Source organism: Achromobacter veterisilvae (assembly GCF_037619525.1).
Lineage (GTDB): Bacteria > Pseudomonadota > Gammaproteobacteria > Burkholderiales > Burkholderiaceae_B > Achromobacter > Achromobacter veterisilvae.
This window is the reverse complement of the sequence record NZ_CP148753.1, coordinates 346,753-366,577: the sequence shown is the minus strand read 5'-3', so window position 1 is coordinate 366,577 and position 19,825 is coordinate 346,753. Positions and strand designations below refer to the sequence as shown.

Genomic DNA, 19,825 nt, shown 5'->3' with positions numbered 1-19,825 from the left:
TCCATTCAAACGATGCGCTGTTCGCGCAGCCTGGCGATTTGCTCGGCGCTGTAGCCCAGGAGCGCGCTCAGCACGCTGTCCGTGCTGTCGCCCAGCCGCGGCGGCGGCAGGTCGTAGCGCGGCGGCGTATCGCTCAGCCGCAAGGGGCTGGCGATGGTGGATACCAGGCCGTCGATATCGGCGTGGGCGGGCCGGGGAATGTCCACGCGCAGGCCGCGGTGCCGCACCTGGGGATCCTGGAACACTTGCTGGTAGCTGTTGATGCGGCCGCAGGGCACGCCGTTCGCTTCAAGCCTTTCGATCCAGTCGGCGGCGGGCCGCGCCAGCATGCTGCGCGCCAGCTCGGGCACCAGGGTATCGCGGCCCTGGATGCGGCCCGTGACTTTGGTCCAGCGCGTATCGGCGGCGAGGTCCGGGCGCTCGATGGCCGCGCAATAGCGTTGCCATTGGTCGTCGTTGCCCACGGCCACGACGATCTCGCCGTCGGCCACCGCGAAGACCTGGTAGGGCACCAGGCTGGCATGGGCGTTGCCGTAGCGCTTGGGGTCGTTGCCATTGGCGAAGTAGCCGGTGACCTGGTTGCCGCCCAGGGCCACGATGCAGTCGAGCAGGGCCATGTCGATGTACTGGCCCAGGCCGGAGACATCGCGGTGATTCAACGCGGCGAGGATGGCGATCGTGGCGTACATCCCGGTGATGACGTCGGCGATCGCGATGCCGGCTTTCTGCGGGCCGCCGCCGGGCAGGTCGTCGCGTTCGCCGGTAATGCTCATGAGGCCGCCGATGGCCTGGAAGACGAAGTCATAGCCCGGCTTGCTGGCGCTGGGGCCCTCCTGTCCGTAGCCGGTGATGGAGCAATACACCAGGCGCGGGTTGATGGCGCGCAGGCTGGCGTAGTCCAGGCCATAACGCTTGAGGTCGCCGATCTTGTAGTTTTCGATGACCACATCGCTTTGCGCGGCCAGTTCGCGCACGATGCGCTGGCCCTCGGGTTTGGAGATGTCGAGGGTCAGCGATTTCTTGCCGCGGTTGGCGGCCGCATAGTAGGAGGAGTCGCGCGTGTCCTGGCCCGCGCCGTCGCGGATCCAGGGCGGCCCCCAGGCGCGCGTGTCGTCGCCCGTGCCCGGGCGCTCGATCTTGATCACGTCCGCGCCCAGGTCGGCCAGGTTCTGCGTGCACCAGGGGCCGGCCAGGATGCGCGAGAGGTCCAGCACCCGGATGTGGGAGAGCGCGCCGCGCGCCGGCGCGTTGCTCGAGGGAGTTGCCGTCATGCCTGCTCCTACTGGATGGTGATGTGGGCGTCGTCGATGACCTTGGCCCACTTGTCCATTTCCGCGTTGACGAAGCGCGCGTACTCGGGCTGCGTCATAGTTCCCGGCATGGCGCCTTGCTGCGCGAACTGCTCCTGGATGGACGGAGAACGCAAAGCGGCCAGGACGTCGCCGGATATCTTGGCGAGCAGCTTGGGATCCATGTTGCCGGGCGCGTACAGGCCGAACCAGGCCGTGGCCTCGAAACCCTTGACGCCCGCTTCATCCAGCGTCGGCACATCGGGCAGGGCGGAAGAGCGTGTCAGCGAGGTCACGGCCAGGGCTCGCAGCTTGCCGGCCTTGATGTGCTGAAGCACGCCCGGAACCGAGTCGAACATGATGGGGATCTGGCCGCCCAGCAGGTCGTTCAGGGCCGGCGCGGCGCCTTTGTAGGGAATGTGGACCATGGACACGCCGGTCATGGACTTGAACAATTCACCGGACAGATGGTTGGCGCCGCCGGTGCCCGCCGAGCCGAAGTTCACCTTGCCGGGGTTGGCCTTGGCGTAGGCGATCAGGTCGGCCACGCTATTGATGCGATTGCGCGCGGCGAAGTCCGGGTTGATCACGAGCACATTGGGCACCGCGGCCACCTGCGCGACCGCGGTGAAGTCCTTCCTGCTGTCGTAGCGCAGATTCTTGTATAGCGCCGGGTTGATCACGTGGTGCGTGGCCGTCACCATCAGCGTGTAGCCGTCGGCGGGCGTGCGGGCCAGTTGTTCGGAAAAGATCGTGCCGCTGGCGCCGGGTTTGTTCTCGACGACCACGGGCTGTTTCCATTCCGTGCCCAGCGCGTTGCTCAGCATGCGTGCCAGGATGTCGGTGGTGCCGCCGGGCGGAAAGGGCACGACCAGGCGGACGGGATGATCGGGAAAGGCCTGGGCGCGCGCGACCAGGGGCAACAGGCACAGCATCCCCAGGCACAGGGAGGCCGCAGTATGCAACCAGCGATTCATTGTTGTCTCCTCGGTTTTTCTTGAACCGGTATCCGCGCGGCGGATACCGGAGGCTTCAGCGGGGGAACTCCACCATGGCTTCGCCTGACGCCACGGTCTCGCCGCGCTGGTTGAGCACTTGCACGTCCAGCGTCGCCCAACGGCTTTGCTCGGTCTTGCGCGTGGCCGTGATCACCGCCAGCGGGGTGATGGTGTCGCCGGGTTTGACCGGCGATTTCCAGCGTGTTTCCAGGCGGCGCTGCACACCGCCGCGCTCGTAGAGCCAGTCGGTCAGCATGCGCGTGATCACGCCGAAGTTGTTCATGCCGTGCATGATGATGCCGCCGAAGTTGGTGCGGCCGAAGTCGCCCTGCATGTAGTTGTCGTCCAGGTGCAGGGGGTTGTAGTCCAGCGAGGCTTCGCAGAAGGCGCGAATGGATTCGCGGGTGGGCGAGAAGGGCGCCCCTTCGATTTTCTGGCCGATCGCGAGCGAGTCGAAAGCTTGGGTCATCTTGGTGCTCCTTACACGGGCCGGATAGTCCAGCCGCGGCCGGAGCAGATCACTTCGTTGTTCTGGTTGAAGAAGACGTTGTCGTGCACGACGAACAGGCGGTCCTTGCGGATGAATTTGTCGAGCGCGCGGGCTTCCAGCCGGATGACGTCGCCCGGGCGCGCCGGGATGTTGTAGCTCCAGGATTGGCCGGCATTGACCGTGCCCGGGCTGCGCATCCAGTCATCGGCAGGCGTGCAGGAGAACATCAGGAGGATGTGGATGGCCGGCGGGGCGATCAGGCCCTTGTAGGGGGACTTCAGCGCATAGGCTTCGTCGAAGTACAGGGGGTGCATGTCGCCGACGACGCGGCAATACTTTTGAATGGCTTCCAGCGTCAGGGTGTAGGGAATCGTCTTGCGAGGCTCGCCAGGGACGATGTCGTCCCAGATCTTGCGCGTGGCGGCGTCTTTCCAGAAGTCTGTCTCGAATGTGGTTTGAGTCATGGCCTTTCCAGGGCGGGTTGTGGGGAAGGCGCATTGCCGGGCCCGGACTTGCGCAGCACGGTCACTCTGTCTATAATGACCGCTAGGCGGATATATTCATCCGCTATACGGTCATTCTGAGAGTTGAATGCAGACGTGTCAAGCACGTATGCAGGAGCATCTATGGCAACGCCTGAAAGCGAATCCTTCGTCCGCACCTTTGCGCGCGGACTCAAAATCATCGAAACCATGGGGCAGGGCGAAGCGCGCCAGACGCTGGCCGACGTTGCGTCGGCCGTGGAGTTGCCGCGCACCGCGGTGCGCCGCTTCCTGATGACGCTGGTCGAACTGGCTTTCGTGAAAAGCGACGGCAAGCACTACTGGCTCACGCCCAAGGTGCTGCGCCTGGGCCTGTCCTATCTGTACACGCTGCCCTTTTGGCGGCAGTCGCAACTGGCGCTCGAGGGACTGGGCGCGCGCATAGGCCAGTCCTGCGCGGTCTCGGTGCTGGACGAGGAAGAAATCGTCTATGTGCAGCGCCTGCATACCAAGCGCATCCTGCCCATGAGCCCTTCGCTGGGCAGCCGCCTGCCGGCGCACGCGGTATCGATGGGCAGGGTCTTGCTGTCGGGCCTGGAAGACGACGCGCTGCAAGGCTATCTGCAAGCGGCCAGGCTGAAAAAGATGACGGCCGCCACGGTCGTGGACCGGGACCGGTTGCGCGAGGAGATCCTGCTTGCGCGAGAGCAGGGCTATGCCTGGGTGGACAGCGAGCTGGACGATTCCATCGCCGGCCTGGCGGTGCCGGTGCGCGATCAAGACGGCACCATCGTCGCGGCCGTCAACGTCAGCCTGACGGCCGGCACTTACCAGGAAGAGGCCGCGGTGGCGGAGTTTCTCCAGCCGTTGCGGCAGACGGCGTCGCAATTGCGGGCGACGATGGTGGGGTTGCGCTAGCTTTCTGACAAAGCCACCGTGCTCGTCGTGCCCTGCCCGCCATCCGTCCGGGCTTCCAAGAAACCGCCGCGGCGGTTTTTTTTCGCCAGCCCTGGCGTGGCGCCCGGCTCGCATCACATAAGCAATTCTTAACTGTCGGCGGACGAGTTCTTGATTGTGCGGGCTGTCCGCGTGGCCCATCATAGGCTCACGCTGCCGGTCCGCCCGGCGCTCCCCGGAACTCGACATAAGGTGTCTGCAACCATGGCCGATCTGGAATCCCGCCTCGACAGGCAATCCCCTGCCTATCAGCGCAACCGCGAACAGATGCTGACGCTGCTGTCGGAACTGTCGCAACTGGAGCAACGGGCGGTGGACCGGTCGGCGCAGGCCGCGCCCGCGTTCCGCAAGCGCGGCAAGCTGCTGCCGCGGGAACGGCTGGCGGCGCTGATCGATCCCGGTAGCCCCTTTGTGGAATTGATGAAGCTGGCGGGCTATTGCGGCATCGAGAACCCGGATCCCGCCACCAGTGTGCCGGGGGCAGCCATCGTTGCGGGCGTCGGCGAGGTCTGCGGCGTGCAATGCATGATCGTTATCAACGACGCCGGCATCAGCGCGGGCGCCATGCAGGCCATGACGGCCCAGAAGGTCATGCGGTGCCAGGAGATCGCGCTGGCCAACCGGCTGCCTTTCATCCAGTTGGTCGAGAGCGCGGGCGGGAATCTGAAGAAGTACCGCGCCGAACGCTTCGTCCATGGCGGCGGCATGTTCTACAACCTGGCGAAACTGTCCGCCGCCGGGATTCCGGTGATATCCCTGGTGCACGGTTCCTCGACCGCGGGCGGAGCCTATCTGCCGGGGTTGTCCGATTACGTCGTCATGGTGCGCAACCAGGCGCATGCCTTCCTGGCGGGCCCGGCGCTGTTGCAGGCCGCCACCGGAGAGACCGCGACGGAAGAAGAACTGGGCGGAGCGGAGATGCATGCGTCGGTGTCGGGCCTGGCCGATTACGTGGCCGACAACGACCGCGAGGCCATTCTCCAGGTGCGCGACATCGTGCGCGCCTTCGGGTGGGCGGGGAAAGAGGACGTCCGCGCCGCCGCGCCGCCCCGGCATGACGTCCAGGACCTGCTGGGCATCATGCCCGCCGATTACCGGGTGCCTGTGGATATGCGCGAAGTGATCGCGCGGCTGATCGATGGATCCGATTTCCATGAGTTCAAGCCCGACTACGGAGCGGCCACGGTCTGCGGGTACGGGACGCTGCACGGCACGCCGATAGGGCTGCTGACCAACAACGGTCCGCTCGATACGGCTGGGTCGACCAAGGCCGCGCAATTCATACAACTGTGTTCGCAGTTGGGCAGGCCCATCGTATTCCTGCAGAACATCACGGGGTTCGTGGTGGGCCGCGCGCATGAAGAGGCGGGCATGATCAAGCATGGCGCCAAGCTCATCCAGGCCTTGTCCAATGCCGGCGTGCCGCGCCTGACCGTTCTCTGCGGCGCCTCGTTCGGCGCCGGCAACTATGGCATGTGCGGGCGCGCATTCAAGCCGGATTTCCTGTTCTCGTGGCCGAACGCGAGGACCGCCGTGATGGGGGGCGAACAAGCCGCCATGACCATGCGGCGCGTGGCCGAGAACAGCGCCAGGCGCGCCGGCACGGCGCCCGATTCCGCCGCGCTGGAAGCGGAGAGCCAGGAAATCGTGCGGACATTCGAATTGCAGTCTTCCGCCGTGCATACCAGCAGCCTGCTGCTGGACGACGGCGTGATCGACCCGCGCGCCACCCGGGACGTTCTGGGAGTGGCGCTGGCCGCTTGCACGCGGTCGGCAAAGCGCGACGTTCATCCGATCCAGTTCGGCGTCGCGAGATTCTAACGAGGAGATTCCATGTTTACCCACGAGCACATCGCGTTGCAGGACGGCGTACGCCAGTTGATCGAGAAAGAGATCAATCCTTATCTGGACCAGTGGGAGGAGGCGGAGATCTTCCCCGCCCACGAAGTCTTCAAGAAGCTTGGCAAGGCGGGTTACCTGGGAGTGAACAAGCCGACCGAGTTCGGCGGGATGGGCCTGGACTATTCCTATGAAATCGCGTTCTGCGAAGCGATCGGTTCGGTGCGGGCCGGCGGCGTCGGCATGGCGATCGCGGTGCAGACCGACATGGCCACGCCGGCGCTGGCGCGTTTCGGCAACGACTCGGTGCGCGACCAGTTCCTGCGGCCTTCGATCGCCGGAGACTACGTGGCATGCCTGGGCGTATCCGAAACCGGGGCGGGTTCCGACGTCGCTTCGCTGAAGACGACCGCCCGCAAGGACGGCGACGATTATGTGATCAGCGGTTCCAAGATGTGGATAACGAACGCCACGCAGGCCGATTGGATGTGCCTGCTTGCCAACACCAGCGACGACAAGCCGCACCGGAACAAGTCGCTGATCTGCCTGCCGCTGAAGCAGGACAACGGCAAGCCGGTGCCCGGCGTCACGATGAGCAAGATCAAGAAGGTGGGCATGTGGTCTTCCGATACCGCGCAGGTGTTCTTTGACGAAGTCCGCGTGCCGCAGCGCTACCGCATCGGCGAAGAAGGCATGGGCTTCACCTACCAGATGCGCCAGTTCCAGGAGGAGCGCCTGAGCGGCGCGACCCGCCGCGTGACGGCCCTGGGCGATGTGATCAACGACACGATCGACTACACGCGCCAGCGCCAGGTCTTCGGCAAGCCGCTGCTCGACAACCAGGCCGTGCATTTCCGGCTGGCGGAGTTGAAGACGGAGGTCGAGATGCTGCGCGCCATGGTGTACCGCGCGGCGCGGGTGCACATGGATGGCGGCGACATGACGGAGCTGGCGTCCATGGCGAAGCTGAAGGCGGGGCGCCTGTGTCGCGAGGTCACGGACTCGTGCCTGCAATACTGGGGCGGCATGGGATTTACGTGGGAAAACGCGGTGTCGCGCGCATGGCGCGACCTGCGCCTGATCTCCATCGGCGGCGGCGCCGACGAGATCATGCTCACCATCATCTGCAAGCACATGGGCATCCTGCCCGCGCGAGCGGCCTGACGCCGCGAGGGGGGGACACGATGAGATTCGATACCTTGCTCGTCGCCAACCGGGGAGAGATCGCGCTGCGGGTCATCCGGGCGGCGCGCGCCCTGGGCCTGCGCACGGTCGCCGTGTACTCGGACGCGGACGCGGAGTCCCGTCATGTCCGGGAGGCCGACATGGCGGTGCGCATCGGCGCCGCGCCAGCGCAGGCCAGCTACCGCAATGTGGACGCGATTCTGCGGGCCTGCGCTTTGACCGGCGCGCAGGCGGTGCATCCGGGCTACGGCTTTCTTTCCGAGAATGCCGAGTTCGCCCGCGCCGTGGCGGAGGACGGGCTGACGTTCGTGGGGCCGCCGGCCGAAGTCATCGCGCTGATGGGGAACAAGGCCCGCGCCAAGGAGGCGCTGCAACGCGCCGATGTGCCGACGGTGCCCGGCGCGCAAGGCATCTCCGACGACCGGGAATTGTCGGCGCGGGCTCGCGCCATCGGCTATCCGGTATTGCTGAAGGCGGCCGCGGGTGGCGGCGGACGCGGCATGCGGCTGGCGCAGGACGACGCGGGGCTGGCGCAGGCGCTGCCGCTGGCCCGCTCCGAAGCGCTGGGGGCTTTCGGTTCCGATGAGTTGATCCTGGAGAAGGCCATCCTGGCGGCTCGCCATGTCGAAATACAGGTGCTGTGCGATGAGCACGGCAATGCCTTGCACCTGGGAGAGCGGGACTGCTCGCTGCAGAGGCGCTACCAGAAGCTGGTCGAGGAAAGCCCGTCGCCCGCGGTGTCGCCGGCGCTGCGGGAGCGCATGGGCGCCGTGGCGGTGCGCGCGTGCCAGGCGATAGGCTATGTGGGGGCGGGCACGCTGGAATTCCTGCTGGACGAAGCGGGCGATTTCTATTTCATGGAGATGAACACGCGGCTGCAGGTCGAGCACGGCGTGACCGAGCTGGTCACCGGCATCGACCTGGTGCAGTGGCAACTGAGGGTGGCCCAGGGCGAGCCGCTGGCCTTCCGGCAGGAGGACGTGCGCAGCCGCGGCCATGCGATGGAGTTGCGCGTCTGCGCGGAAGACCCGGCCTCGGGCTTCGTGCCGCAGGTCGGCACCGTGCTCAGATGGATCGAACCGCCCGGGCTGCGCGTCGATACCGCGCTGGAGGACGGCCTGGAAATCACGCCGCACTATGACTCGATGCTGGCCAAGTACCTGGCGTGGGGCGAAACGCGGGAGGAGTGCATCCGCAAGCTGGCGCGGGCCTGCGAGGCCGGCGGTTTGCTGGGAGTCCGTTCCAACCTGCATTTCCTGGCGCGGGCGATCGATCATCCAGAATTCCGCGACGGCGGCGTGACGACGACCTTCCTGGCCGGGCAGGACATGGCGTCCGCGCACTGGCGGGCGGAGCCTTCGGAGCATGCGCTGGCCGCCGCGGCGCTGGCGCTGGCCGGTTGGCCCGCGGGGGGCGCCCCGCAAGGCCTCGCCGCGCCCGGCGAGGTGGCGCTGGACGATGCCTCCGACGGGAAGCCCAGGCTTTTGCGCGTCGCGCAGGAGGCCGATGGCGGCTTGCTGCTGCGCGCCTGGGATGGGCACGTCGCCGAAGGGGAATGCCGGCAGATCCGGATCGACGCGGCTCATCGCCGCGACGGCGAGATGGCGCTGGTCCTGGGCGGCCTGCGCCGGCGCCTGCGCGTGGCCCTGGAAGGGGGAACGGGCGCCGCCTGGGTGCAGGACGGCGCGAGCGTCTGGCGCTTCCTGCGGGCCACGCGTTTCGCCGGGCGCGAAGACCAGCAGTCCGGCCAGGCCCGGCTGCTGCGGGCGCCGATGAGCGGAAGAGTGATCAGCGTCGACGTGCGCGATGGAGATAGTGTGACGGCGCAGCAGACCGTACTGGTGCTGGAGTCCATGAAGATGGAAATGTCGATCACCGCGGGCGCGGCGGGCATTGTGGCAAAACTGGCCGTTGCCGCGGGAGACCAGGTCAGCACGGGGAAGGCCTTGATGGAGGTGCAGCAATGAACGCGAACCACGACGAGAGCCGGGCGCGCCGGCCGAAAGAGACCGTGCACGTCGGATGCGCCTCGGGTTTCTGGGGCGACTCCCAGATTGCGATTCCGCAACTGCTCACGGCCGAGAAGCTGGACTACATCGTCTTCGACTATCTGGCCGAGACGACCATGTCCATCCTGCAGCGGGCGCGCATGCGCAACCCCGAGCTGGGATATGCGACGGACTTCGTCAGCGTGCTGCGTCCGCATCTGAAAACCTTGCTGGAGCGGGGCGTGCGGCTGGTGTCGAATGCCGGCGGACTGAATCCCCAAGCGTGCCGCGACGCCATTCTGGCCTTCGCCCGGGAACAGGGCCTGTCGCCTCGCATCGCCGTCGTCAGCGGCGACGACGTCGCCGAACTGCATGCCGAATTCACCGATGCGCAGGGCCGCCGCCTGCCGGACCTGAACGGCTTCGGGCCTTTGTTGTCGGCCAACGCATACCTGGGCGCCTACCCCATCGTCCAGGCGCTGGCGCTGGATGCGGACATCGTGATCACGGGGCGCGCGGTGGACAGCGCCTGCGCGCTGGCCGTGGCGATACACGAGTTCGATTGGGCGTTTTCGGATTACGACAGATTGGCGAAGGCCAGTCTGGCCGGCCACTTGATCGAATGCGGTCCGCAGGCGACCGGCGGGCTCTTCACCGACTGGGAGACGGTCCCGGACTGGGCCAATATCGGTTATCCGATAGTGGTGCTGGGCCCGGATGGCGGTTTCGACCTGACCAAGCCCCCCGGAACCGGCGGCCTCGTCAACCGGGCCACGGTGGCCGAGCAACTGCTGTACGAAATCGGCGACCCCGCCGCGTACGAACTTCCCGACGTGGTCTGCGACCTGCGGCAGGTTTCCATCCGCGAGACGGGGCCGGACCGGGTTCGGGTGGAGGGCGCGCGCGGACGGGCGCCTTCCACACGCTACAAGATCACCGCAACAGGACACGCCGGCTATCAGATCGGCATCATGATGGCGATCCGCGGGCAACGGGCGCGCGCAAAAGCCCTGCGCACGGCGGAAGAGCTGCTGCGGCGCACGCGCAAGCTGCTCGCGCTCAACGGCCTGCCCGACTACACGTCCACCGTGGTGGAGCTGTTGGGGGCGGAAGCCATGTACGGCGGCAACGCGCGCGAGAACGACAGCCGCGAGGTGATCCTGCGCATCGCCGCCTCGCATGCCGAGCGCAAGGGGCTGGAGTTCCTGCAGAAGGAGTCCGCTTCGGCCGGGACGTCGATGGGACCGGGCACGCGTAGCCACTTCGGCGGCCGTTCCGATATCCAGGCCATCATCAAGACGGGATCGTTCTACATCGCCAAGCAATGCGTGCCGGTCTGGCTCGACTGCGGCGACGTCCACGCCGAGGTCATCGTGCCGGAAAACGGCGAGGAGGGCCCGTCGTTTCCGCCCGCGGCGCAGCAGGCTTGCGCGTCGGCGCCGGCGAGCCCGGACGGCGCCCTGCGGGTGCCGCTGGCGAGGTTGGCCTATGCCCGCAGCGGCGACAAGGGCGACGATTCGAACATCGGCGTGATCGCGCGCTCCGAGGCCTATTGGCCCGTGCTGTTGCGCGAGCTGACCGCCGAGCGGGTGCGCGAGTACTTCAGCCATCTGGTGCAGGGCGACGTGTCGCGCTTCGAGCTTCCGGGGACGGGGGCAGTCAATTTCGTGCTGCGGCGCGCGCTGGGCGGCGGCGGTTCGTCCAGCCTGCGCTCGGATCCCTTGGGCAAGTCGTACGCCCAGATGCTGTTGGACCTGGAAATTCCTTGTCCCGGAGAAATCCTGCAATAGCAGGAGCAAAAGGATGGGAGGAGACTACAAATGGAACAGACCCGCAGGGCATTCATTCAACTGGCCGGAGCCGGCGCGCTGCTGGCCGCTTGTGGCGGCACCCGCGCGCAGACGCTGGACAAGACGGTCCATGTGACCGTGGCATACGGCGCGGGCGGCGCGACCGACACCATCATCCGCTATGTCGCGGACAAGATACGCGAGAAGGTGGGCAGCCCGGTCATCATCGAAAACCGGCCGGGAGCCGACGGCAACATCGCCGCCGAGTACGTATTGCGGCAATCCGGCGACGGCTACAACCTGCTGGTGTCGGGGCCGTCCACGCACGCGGCCAATGCCAGCATCTACAAATCGCTGGCCTACGATCCCGAGCGCGACTTCACGCCGCTGACGACACTGGCGACCGCGCCGTATTTCCTGGTCGTCAATCCGCAGCGCGTGAAGGCGGAAACGCTCCAGGCATTCATTACCGACGCGCGGGCCTCCAAGGCGAGCCTGAGCTTCGCCAGCGCCAACGTCGGCGGCCGCATCGCCGGCGAGCGCTTTCGCGCGATGACAGGCATCAACGCGGTGAACATTCCTTACCGCGCCAGCACGCAGGCCATGACGGATCTGCTGGGCGGCCAGTACGACTTCTATTTCTGCGACGCCGTCACCGCGACGCCCCAGATGCGGGCCGGCAAGATCCGCGCCCTGGCGGTGTCCACCGCCACCCGCGTGCCCGCCTTTCCGGACGTGCCCACCGTGTCGGAGCTCGGCTATCCGGGCTTCGACGTGTCGTCGTGGATCGCGATCTGGGCGGCCGCCTCGACGCCGCCCGCGGTTTCGCAGCGCCTGGCCGCGTGGATCAACGGCGCGCTCGACAATCCGGAGGGCCGCCGATTCCTGACCGATCGCGCTTTGCTGCCGCAGCCAGGCTCGCCCGAGGACTTGCGGGCGATCCAGCGGCGCGACACGGTGGAGTGGGGCAAAGTGATCGTGGCCGCCGGCATGCAGCAACGGTAGCGGCGGTCAGGAGGGGATGAATAATTCGCTGAGCTTGCGGGCGCCGTCGGAGTTGTCGCCCGCGCGCATGTAGAGATGGTAGCTGGCGGAGGGCAAGGTGGGCAGGCCGAGTTCTTCGCCCACCACCTTGAGGCCGGGGGTGAGCATCTCGATGGTGCGCGGGGTGATGCCCAGGCCGGCCCGCAAGGCGGCGCGCACGCCGGCCAGCGTGGGCGTCTGGAAGGCATTGCGCCAGGGGCGGTTTTCTTGTTCCAGGCGGTTCAGCGCCATGCGCCGGAAGACGCAGGGCGAGTCCACCAGCACCAGGGGCAAAGGGAGATTTTGCTGATGATGGAAATGCGTGCCCGAAATCCAGACCACGGGCGAGGTCCGAAACGTGATGCGGGGGAACTCGTCGAATTGCTCGAGTTCGAGCAGCAGGTCGATGTCGCCGCGCCGCAGCGCCGACGCCAGCCAGCGGCTGCGATTGACCTGGATCTCGATGCGCATGCCGGGATAGGTGCGCGCGCAGAGCGCCAGGTAGTCCGGCAGGATCGTGTCCACGGCGTCGGCGCATACCCCGATGCGCGTGGGCGCGGCGAAGACGCTCTTGTTCATCGCGCGGCAGGTTTCGTCGTTCAGCGCGAGCATGCGCCGCGCGTACTCGCGCAGTCGCACGCCCTGTTCGGTGAGACGCTTGTGCCGTCCCACGCGCACAAGCAGTTTGCAGTCCAGCAGCCGCTCGAGCCGTTGCATCTGTTGCGAGACCGCGGCCTGGGTGCGGAACACCTGGTCGGCCGCGCCCGCGAAATTCTCGCGGTCGGCCACCGCCAGGAAAGTCCTGAGCAAACCTATGTCCAGATCGCGCACCGCCATGAGATTTCCTTGTGTGCCAGCGTACGCAGACGATTATCCGGGGCCGCGGGCGTCGGGCACAAGCCCAGCCTTTCCCCAAGTCCAGGGAGACAGCCGTGAATTCCGCTATTGATCCGAATCCTTTGCACAGGGTGTATGAAGGCCTGCGCGTGCTCGACTTGTCGCAGGGAATCGCGGGGCCTTACTGCGCGCAGATCCTGGGCCAGATGGGCGCACAGGTGACGAAGGTGGAACCGTTCCATGGCGACTGGGGACGCAGCATGGGCGTGCCGCGCGGAGGATTCAGCGCCATTGCGCTGGCCTTCAATCGGGGCAAGCGCAGCCTGGCCCTGGATGCCCAGACCGATTCCGGCCGCGAGGTCCTGCACAGGCTGGCGGCGCGCGCCGACGTGGTGGTGCAGAGCTTCCGCCCCGGCGTGGCGGACCGCCTGGGCGTGGGTTATGCCGCCCTGAGCGGCATCAATCCGCGCCTGGTCTACGCATCGATCTCGGGGTTCGGCCTGTCCGGCCCTTATGTCGACCGTCCGGGCACCGATTCGGTGGTGCAGGCGCTCACGGGCCTGACCACCGCGAATTGCGACGGCGCGGGGCTGCCCCAGCGGGTGAAGCCGTTCGTCGGCGATCTGTCTTGCGGCGTCTACACCGCCAATGCGATCGGAGGCGCCCTGTTCGCGCGCGAGCGCGGTCAATCGGGCACGCACATCGACGTCAGCCTGCTGGCCACCATGGCGGCATTGCAGAACAGTTCCTTGATCGACCACGCGTTGCGCCGCGGAGAACCGGCCACCAGCGTCACGTATCCCCAGGGAATCTTCAGCACGGCGGACGGCTATGTGCTGGTGTTCGCGATGAACAACGCGATGTTCGCCGCGATCTGCCGGGTGATCGGGCGCGACGACTGGCTGACGGATCCGCGCATGGACACGCCGCAGCGCCGCATACAGGCCGGCGACGAGATCAACGCCGGGGTGGCGCAGGCCTTGCGCTCGCGTCCCACCGCGTACTGGACCAACTGCTTCCGCGAAAACGACATCCTGTACGGCGAGGTCAAGGACTACGACCAGTTCCAGGAAGACGAGCAGGTGCGGCACCTGGGCCTGGTGCAGACGCTCAGCCAGCCGGGCCTGGGCGAGGTGCCATTCGTCGGCCTGCCGGGCGTGCATACCGGAGGCGATCCGGCCGATGGGCGTGTGCCGTCGGTGGGCGAGGATACGCAGGCGGTGCTCCGGGAACTGGACTACTCGCCGGCCGACATCCAGGCGCTGGCACAGGAAGGGATTATCCAACTGGCGGCGGCCCCGGCCGCCGCAGTGTACTGAAGGAGCGGTAACCATGAACCTGGCGCAATCCAACGGCGCGGCGGACGCGCCGCTGCTCACTCGGCGCGACGGCGCGGTTTTTCATCTGATCCTGAACCGGCCCGAGACGCGCAATCCGCTGGGCGGCGAAATGGTCGAGCGGCTGGAGGACGCGCTCGGCCAGGCCGAATCCGACGCCGCCGTAAGAGTCGTGGCGGTCAGCGCGGCCGGGCCGGCGTTCAGCGCGGGCGGTAATCTCGGCAATATCGCGGACCGGATCGCCGCGAGGCCTGGCGCCGACGGCCAGGATCCGGTCGCCCTGGGCAACCGGCGTTACGGACGCTTCCTGGAGCGTTTTGCCGGCAGCTCCAAGATCACCGTGGTGCTGGCGCAGGGCGCCGCCATGGGTGGGGGCGCGGGCCTGGTCTGCGCCGCCGACCTGGCCGCCGGTTCGCGCGATTCGCGTTTCGGCTTTCCCGAAGTGTCGATCGGCCTGGTGCCGGCGCAGATTCTTCCCTTTGTCGCCGCCCGCATCGGCCTGCAAGCAGCCCGGCGGATGATGCTGACCGGCGAACGCATAGACGCGGATGCGGCGCGCGCCATCGGCCTGTTGGACTATGTGTTCGATGCCGGGCGGGACTGGGAGGAGGGAGTCGCCGGCGTGCTGCGGCGCTGCGTGGACGCCGCCCCGCGCGCCGCCGGGCAGACCAAGCGGATGCTGCGGGGCCTGTTCGGCCAGCAGCGCTGGCACGAAGAAGAACTGGGGACCTATCTGGACTCCGCCTCGCAATCCTTCGCCAGCCAGTTGCGCACCGAAGCGATCGAGGGGATCGCCGCAGCCAAGGCCAGGCGGCGGCCGGATTGGAACGCGGCGCCTTCGGCCACTTGACACGAGGCGCGAGGGGGCCGGACACCCGAGCACCGGAGAACTTTTCCGGTTTCTCTTTGTTACGCTCATCTCATCCCTGCGGTATGCTACTGACCGCTATCGATACAGAGTGAGGAGAACAATCCATGAAGCCGACCCCCCGCAGCGCCGTGCGCCGCGCCTTGCTGCAAGGCGCCGTGGCGCTGGCCGCGACCCTGCCTTTCGCCGCGCCCGCCGTGGCGCAGGCCACCGATTTCCCGACCAAGCCCCTGCGCTTCGTCGTGCCTTACCCGCCCGGCGGCCCGCTGGACACCATGGCCCGCATGCTGGCCGAGAAGGTGCGCGGCTCCCTGGGCCAGCCCGTCATCGTGGAAAACCGCTCGGGCGCGGGCGGCAATATCGGGGCCGACCTGGCGGCCAAGGCGCCGGCCGACGGCTATACGCTGGTGATGGGCGCGGTCGCGACTCACGCGATCAACCCCTGGCTGTTCGCCAACCTGCCGTACGACCCCGTGAAGGATTTCGCGCCGGTCACGATCGTGGCCTCGGTGCCCAACGTGCTGGTGATGAACGTCGAATTCGCCCAGAAGAACAAGATCGAGAAGCTGTCGGACCTGATCGACTACGCGAAGAAGAACCCCGGCAAACTGAACTACGGTTCGGGCGGCAACGGCAGCGCCGGGCATCTGTCGGGCGAACTGCTGAAGGCGCGCGCCGGCATCAACGTCGAGCACATCCCCTATCAGGGCGCGGCGCCCGCCCAACTGGCGCTGCTGTCGGGCCAGTCGGACTTCATGTTCGACAATCTGGCGGCCTCGGCTCCGCTGATCAAGGACGGCAAGGTGAAGGCGCTGGCCGTTACCACCGCCAAGCGTTCGTCGCTGCTGGCCGACGTGCCGACGGTCGAGGAATCGGGCGTCAAGGGTTTCGACCTGGGCACCTGGTTCGGCGTGTTCACCACGGGCGGCACGCCCGCGCCGGTGGTCGCCAAGCTGAACAAGGCCTATTCGGAAGCGATGCAGCAGCCTGACGTGAAGCAGCGCCTGCTGACGATGGGCTCGGAAGCGGCGCCGATGACGCCCGAGGCGTTCGCCGAATTCGTCAAGAACGAGAAGGCGAAGTACCAGGAGATCGTGAAGATCTCCGGCGCCAGCCTGAACTAAGCGCTGCAACGCCACGGGCGGCCGCCGCAAGGCGGGCCGCCCGTTTTTTTTGGTTTCTGTCGGGCTGTGTAGGATGGGTGGAGCGCGAGATCCTCTCCACAAGAACCCCGCTCTTCAGCGCGCGAAACCCATGCGGCCGCAATAGACTGTTCTTCGGCCGATGGAGAAAACAATCTGCCCACGGCCGCATGGGTTTCGCGCGTTCAGCAATCGCGTTCTGGCTTAAGAACTCTCGCGCTCCACCCATCCTACACACCAAGATATCGTTGCGCCAGTTCCGGCTGGGCCGCGAGTTCGGCGGGGCTGCCCTGCCACACGACGCGGCCCTTTTCCAGCACGTGGTGGCGGTCGACCAGCGTGGCCATTTCTTTCAGGTTCTTGTCGATCACCAGGATGGTCTGGCCTTCTTCTTTCAGGCGGCGCAGGCAGTTCCAGATTTCCTGGCGGATCAGGGGCGCGAGGCCCTCGGTGGCTTCGTCCAGGACCAGCAGGCGCGGATTGATGAGGAGCGCCCGGCCCACGGCCAGCATCTGCTGTTCGCCGCCGGACAGGGTGCGGGCGGACTGCGCGCGGCGTTCCTTCAGGCGCGGGAACAATTCGAACACGCGCTCCACGTGCCAGCCCGCCCGGGTGTTGCGGGCGGTGGCGACGAGGTTTTCCTCCACCGACAGCGAGCCGAAGACGCGGCGGCCTTCGGGCACCAGCCCGATGCCCAACTGCGCGATGCGGTGCGGGGCCAGGCCCGCGATGGGCTTGCCGTCCAGCAGGATGTCGCCGCCCTGAGCGGGCAGCATGCCCATGAGTGTCTTGACCGTGGTGGTCTTGCCCATGCCGTTGCGGCCGATCAGGGACACGACCTGCCGCGGCGCGATGTCGAGGTCCACGCCGAACAGCACTTTGCTTGCGCCGTAGCCGCCTTGCAATGCCTTGAGTTGCAGCATCATTCCTCCTCGCCCAGGTAGGCGGCGCGCACGTCGGGATGGCGGCGCACTTCGTCCGGGGTGCCGGTGAAGATCGTCTTGCCGTAGACCAGCACGGTGATGCGGTCGGCCAGCGCGAAGACCGCGTCCATGTCGTGTTCGACCAGCAGGATGGCGTAGCGGCCCTTGAGCTCTTGCAGCAGGGCCGTCATGCGCTGCGACTCCTCCGCGCCCATGCCGGCCATGGGTTCGTCCAGCAGCAGCAGGGACGCGTCCAGCGACAGCGCCATCGCCAGTTCCAGTTGCCGCTTTTCGCCATGCGCCAGCGCGGACACGCGCACGCCGCCGCGGCCGCCCAGCCCGACGCGCTCCAGCGCCTGGCGGGCGGGGTCGCGCAGTCGCGGCAGCCCGCGGGCGTTCTTCCACAGATTGAAGCCGCCGGGGCTGCGCGCCTGCACGGCCATGGCGACGTTGTCCTCGGCGGTGAAGCCGGGATAGAGCTGGCTGATCTGGAACGAGCGGGCCAGCCCCGCCGCAGGCCGCTTGTGCGCGGGCATGCGGGTGATGTCGCGGCCGTCGAGCAGGATGCTGCCGGCGTCGGGCAGGATCTCGCCGCCGATCTGCGACAGCAGCGTGGTCTTGCCGGCGCCGTTGGGGCCGATCAGCGCGTGCAGTTCGCCGGGCCTGACCGCCAGGTCGACGCCCTGCGTGGCGTGCACGGCGCCGAAGCGCTTCTGGAGACCGCGGATTTCCAGTTTGGGCCGATCAGTCATGGTGTTTCCCTCCCACCAGCCAGCCATACACGCCGCGCTTGCCGAACAGCACCACCAGCACCAGGACGGGCCCCAGGATCAGCATCCAGTGTTCCGTCCATGCGGTGGCGACCTGCTCCAGGCCCAGGTACACGGCCACTCCCAGCACCGGCCCGAAGATCGAGCCCATTCCGCCCAGGATGACCATGGCCATCAGTTCGCCGGACTTCTGCCAGGACGACATGTCCGGGCTGACGAAGAGCGCGTAGTTCGCCCACAGCGCGCCGGCCAGGCCGGTGCCGGCGGCCGACAGCACGAAGGCGGTGAGCCGGTAGCGCAGCGGCGCCAGGCCCAGCCCGACGCTGCGGCGCGGGTTTTGCTTGATGCTTTGCAGCGCCATGCCGAAGGGCGAATCGACGATGCGGCGGCAGGCCAGCACCCAGGCCGTCATGAGCGCCAGGCAGACGTAGTAGAAGGTGGCGGGGCGGTTCATGTCCAGGCCGGGCAGCGTATTGCGCGCGTCGATCGACAGGCCGTCGTCGCCGCCGTAGACCATCAGGCCGACGAGGATGAAGTACAGCATCTGCCCGAATGCCAGCGTGATCATGATGAACTGCACGCCCGAGGTGCGCAGCGACAGGAAACCCACCGCCAGCCCGGCCAGCGCCGCAACCGCGACGGCCAGCGGCCACATGGCCAGCGCGGCGTTGCTGCCGCTCCAGCCGAACAGCGTGTCGCCCTGGCCCAGGTGGAAGCCGGCGATGCCGATCACGTAGCCGCCCAGCCCGAAGAAGGCGGCGTGGCCGAAGCTGACCATGGCGCCGTAGCCCAGGATCAGGTCCAGGCTGACCGCGGCGATGGCGTAGATGAGGAAGCGGGTCATCAGGTTGACCAGGAAGGCCTCGCCCGTGGCCGACGCGATGGCGGGCACCAGGGCGAACAGCAGGAACCCGATGGCGTTGACGAGGACTTTTCTATTGATCGAGGTGTTTGACACTATCGTTCCTAACGCTGCGCGGGCACGAGGCCTCGCGGCTTGAACAGCAGCACGACGGCCATCAGGATGTAGATGCTGGCCGACACCAGGCTGGAACTGGCGGAATCCGACAGTTCCGGCGGCAGCAGCCGCGACATCCAGAACGGGATGTACGCGCGTCCCAGCGCGTCGGTCATGCCTATCATCAGGGAGCCCGCCAGCGCGCCGCGCACCGAGCCCACGCCGCCCACCACGATGACCACGAAAGTGGTGATCAGGATGCGTTCGCCCATGCCGATCTCCACCGCCAGCAGCGGCGCCGCCATCACGCCGGCAAAGCCGCAGAGCAGGGCGCCGAGCGTGAAGATCAGCGTGAACAGGCGCTGGATGTTCACGCCCAGCGCGTCGACCATTTCGCCGTCGTCGGCCCCGGCGCGCACCAGCATGCCGATGCGGGTGCGCGAGATCAGGAACCACAGCCCGACCGCCACCAGCACGCCCGCGCCGATGAAGGCCAGCCGCATCACGGGGTAGTTCAGGCCCGGCAGCAGCGCCACGGACCCCGACAGGAACGGCGGGATGTCCATGAACGGCGGGCTGCGGCCGAACAGCACCGTGACCAGTTCGTTGGTGAACAGCGTCAGGCCCAGCGTGGCCAGCACCTGGTCCAGGTGGTCGCGGCGGTACAGGTGGCGGATCACCAGCAGTTCCACCGCCAGGCCGTACAGCGCCGCGCCGGTCAGCGCCGCCAGCAGGGCCGCGGCGAACGAGCCCGTGGCGGCGGCCGCGCTGGCCGCGCAGAACGCGCCCACCATGTAGAACGAGCCGTGCGTCAGGTTGATGACGTTCATGATGCCGAACACCAGCGTCAAGCCCGCCGACAGCAGGAACAGCAAGGCGCTGTATTGCAGGCCGTTGAGGACCTGCTCCAGGAACATCAGCATGGAAACTCCTTGTGGAGCGGCGCGGA

The 19,825-nt window shown here is 67.2% G+C and carries 18 protein-coding genes; 9 read left to right on the top strand and 9 right to left on the bottom strand.

Annotated features, from left to right (window positions below; all coding sequences use genetic code 11):
- Positions 1–5 precede the first annotated feature (5 nt).
- The 4 genes from WHX56_RS01630 to WHX56_RS01615 are packed head-to-tail and all read right to left on the bottom strand — an operon-like array spanning position 6 to position 3,241.
- A complete protein-coding gene (locus tag WHX56_RS01630) occupies positions 6–1,271 on the bottom strand; it encodes a CaiB/BaiF CoA-transferase family protein (protein WP_338880121.1) in 1,266 nt (421 codons plus the stop codon).
- Positions 1,272–1,279: 8 nt separating this feature from the next.
- On the bottom strand, positions 1,280–2,266 hold the full coding sequence (locus tag WHX56_RS01625) for a tripartite tricarboxylate transporter substrate binding protein (RefSeq protein ID WP_338880120.1): 987 nt from the start codon (positions 2,264–2,266) through the stop codon (positions 1,280–1,282).
- Positions 2,267–2,321: 55 nt separating this feature from the next.
- On the bottom strand, positions 2,322–2,756 hold the full coding sequence (locus WHX56_RS01620) for a MaoC family dehydratase (protein ID WP_129241015.1): 435 nt from the start codon (positions 2,754–2,756) through the stop codon (positions 2,322–2,324).
- Positions 2,757–2,767: 11 nt separating this feature from the next.
- Positions 2,768–3,241, bottom strand: a complete 474-nt coding sequence (locus WHX56_RS01615; protein ID WP_338880119.1) for a MaoC family dehydratase — start codon at positions 3,239–3,241, stop codon at positions 2,768–2,770.
- A gap of 162 nt (positions 3,242–3,403) precedes the next feature.
- Between WHX56_RS01615 and WHX56_RS01610 the strand changes: the two genes are divergently transcribed.
- The 6 genes from WHX56_RS01610 (at position 3,404) to WHX56_RS01585 (ending at position 12,023) form a co-directional block, all read left to right on the top strand.
- Entirely contained in the window at positions 3,404–4,177 is a 774-nt protein-coding gene (locus WHX56_RS01610) for an IclR family transcriptional regulator domain-containing protein (RefSeq protein ID WP_338880118.1), read from the top strand.
- A 243-nt stretch (positions 4,178–4,420) separates the two neighbouring features.
- Positions 4,421–6,037 (top strand): acyl-CoA carboxylase subunit beta, encoded by a 1,617-nt coding sequence (locus WHX56_RS01605; protein WP_338880117.1) that lies wholly within the window; start codon positions 4,421–4,423, stop codon positions 6,035–6,037.
- A 12-nt stretch (positions 6,038–6,049) separates the two neighbouring features.
- On the top strand, positions 6,050–7,219 hold the full coding sequence (locus tag WHX56_RS01600) for an acyl-CoA dehydrogenase family protein (RefSeq protein WP_338880116.1): 1,170 nt from the start codon (positions 6,050–6,052) through the stop codon (positions 7,217–7,219).
- 20 nt (positions 7,220–7,239) lie between these two features.
- Positions 7,240–9,207: an acetyl/propionyl/methylcrotonyl-CoA carboxylase subunit alpha gene (locus WHX56_RS01595; RefSeq protein ID WP_338880115.1), complete on the top strand. Its 1,968-nt coding sequence runs from the start codon at positions 7,240–7,242 to the stop codon at positions 9,205–9,207.
- Positions 9,204–11,018 carry an acyclic terpene utilization AtuA family protein gene (locus WHX56_RS01590; RefSeq protein WP_338880114.1) on the top strand — a complete coding sequence of 605 codons (1,815 nt, stop codon included), beginning with the start codon at positions 9,204–9,206 and terminating at the stop codon, positions 11,016–11,018. The genes WHX56_RS01595 and WHX56_RS01590 overlap by 4 nt, the downstream gene beginning before the upstream one ends.
- A 30-nt stretch (positions 11,019–11,048) precedes the next feature.
- A complete protein-coding gene (locus WHX56_RS01585) occupies positions 11,049–12,023 on the top strand; it encodes a tripartite tricarboxylate transporter substrate binding protein (RefSeq protein ID WP_338880113.1) in 975 nt (324 codons plus the stop codon).
- A 6-nt stretch (positions 12,024–12,029) separates the two neighbouring features.
- Here WHX56_RS01585 and WHX56_RS01580 read toward each other — a convergent pair whose 3' ends face one another.
- A complete protein-coding gene (locus WHX56_RS01580; protein ID WP_129241007.1) occupies positions 12,030–12,878 on the bottom strand; it encodes a LysR family transcriptional regulator in 849 nt (282 codons plus the stop codon).
- A gap of 95 nt (positions 12,879–12,973) precedes the next feature.
- Here WHX56_RS01580 and WHX56_RS01575 point away from each other — a divergent pair, with 95 nt between their 5' ends.
- From WHX56_RS01575 to WHX56_RS01565, 3 genes are all read left to right on the top strand, one after another.
- Positions 12,974–14,197: a CoA transferase gene (locus tag WHX56_RS01575; protein ID WP_338880112.1), complete on the top strand. Its 1,224-nt coding sequence runs from the start codon at positions 12,974–12,976 to the stop codon at positions 14,195–14,197.
- Between the two features lie 13 nt (positions 14,198–14,210).
- Positions 14,211–15,065 (top strand): enoyl-CoA hydratase/isomerase family protein, encoded by an 855-nt coding sequence (locus WHX56_RS01570; protein WP_338880111.1) that lies wholly within the window; start codon positions 14,211–14,213, stop codon positions 15,063–15,065.
- Between the two features lie 125 nt (positions 15,066–15,190).
- On the top strand, positions 15,191–16,207 hold the full coding sequence (locus WHX56_RS01565) for a tripartite tricarboxylate transporter substrate binding protein (RefSeq protein ID WP_338880110.1): 1,017 nt from the start codon (positions 15,191–15,193) through the stop codon (positions 16,205–16,207).
- Between the two features lie 248 nt (positions 16,208–16,455).
- On the opposite strand, the gene WHX56_RS01560 is transcribed toward WHX56_RS01565, so the two are convergent.
- From WHX56_RS01560 to WHX56_RS01545, 4 genes are read right to left on the bottom strand one after another with little or no spacing between them, the layout of a single operon-like run.
- Positions 16,456–17,148: an ABC transporter ATP-binding protein gene (locus WHX56_RS01560; protein WP_338881732.1), complete on the bottom strand. Its 693-nt coding sequence runs from the start codon at positions 17,146–17,148 to the stop codon at positions 16,456–16,458.
- A complete protein-coding gene (locus WHX56_RS01555; protein ID WP_129241003.1) occupies positions 17,148–17,900 on the bottom strand; it encodes an ABC transporter ATP-binding protein in 753 nt (250 codons plus the stop codon). The genes WHX56_RS01560 and WHX56_RS01555 overlap by 1 nt, the downstream gene beginning before the upstream one ends.
- The gene (locus WHX56_RS01550) at positions 17,893–18,879 is read right to left on the bottom strand and encodes a branched-chain amino acid ABC transporter permease (RefSeq protein WP_422393650.1); all 987 of its coding nucleotides are present in this window, start codon (positions 18,877–18,879) and stop codon (positions 17,893–17,895) included. Before WHX56_RS01550 ends, WHX56_RS01555 begins: the two co-directional genes overlap by 8 nt.
- A gap of 5 nt (positions 18,880–18,884) precedes the next feature.
- A complete protein-coding gene (locus WHX56_RS01545) occupies positions 18,885–19,799 on the bottom strand; it encodes a branched-chain amino acid ABC transporter permease (protein WP_129241002.1) in 915 nt (304 codons plus the stop codon).
- Positions 19,800–19,825: the final 26 nt, after the last annotated feature.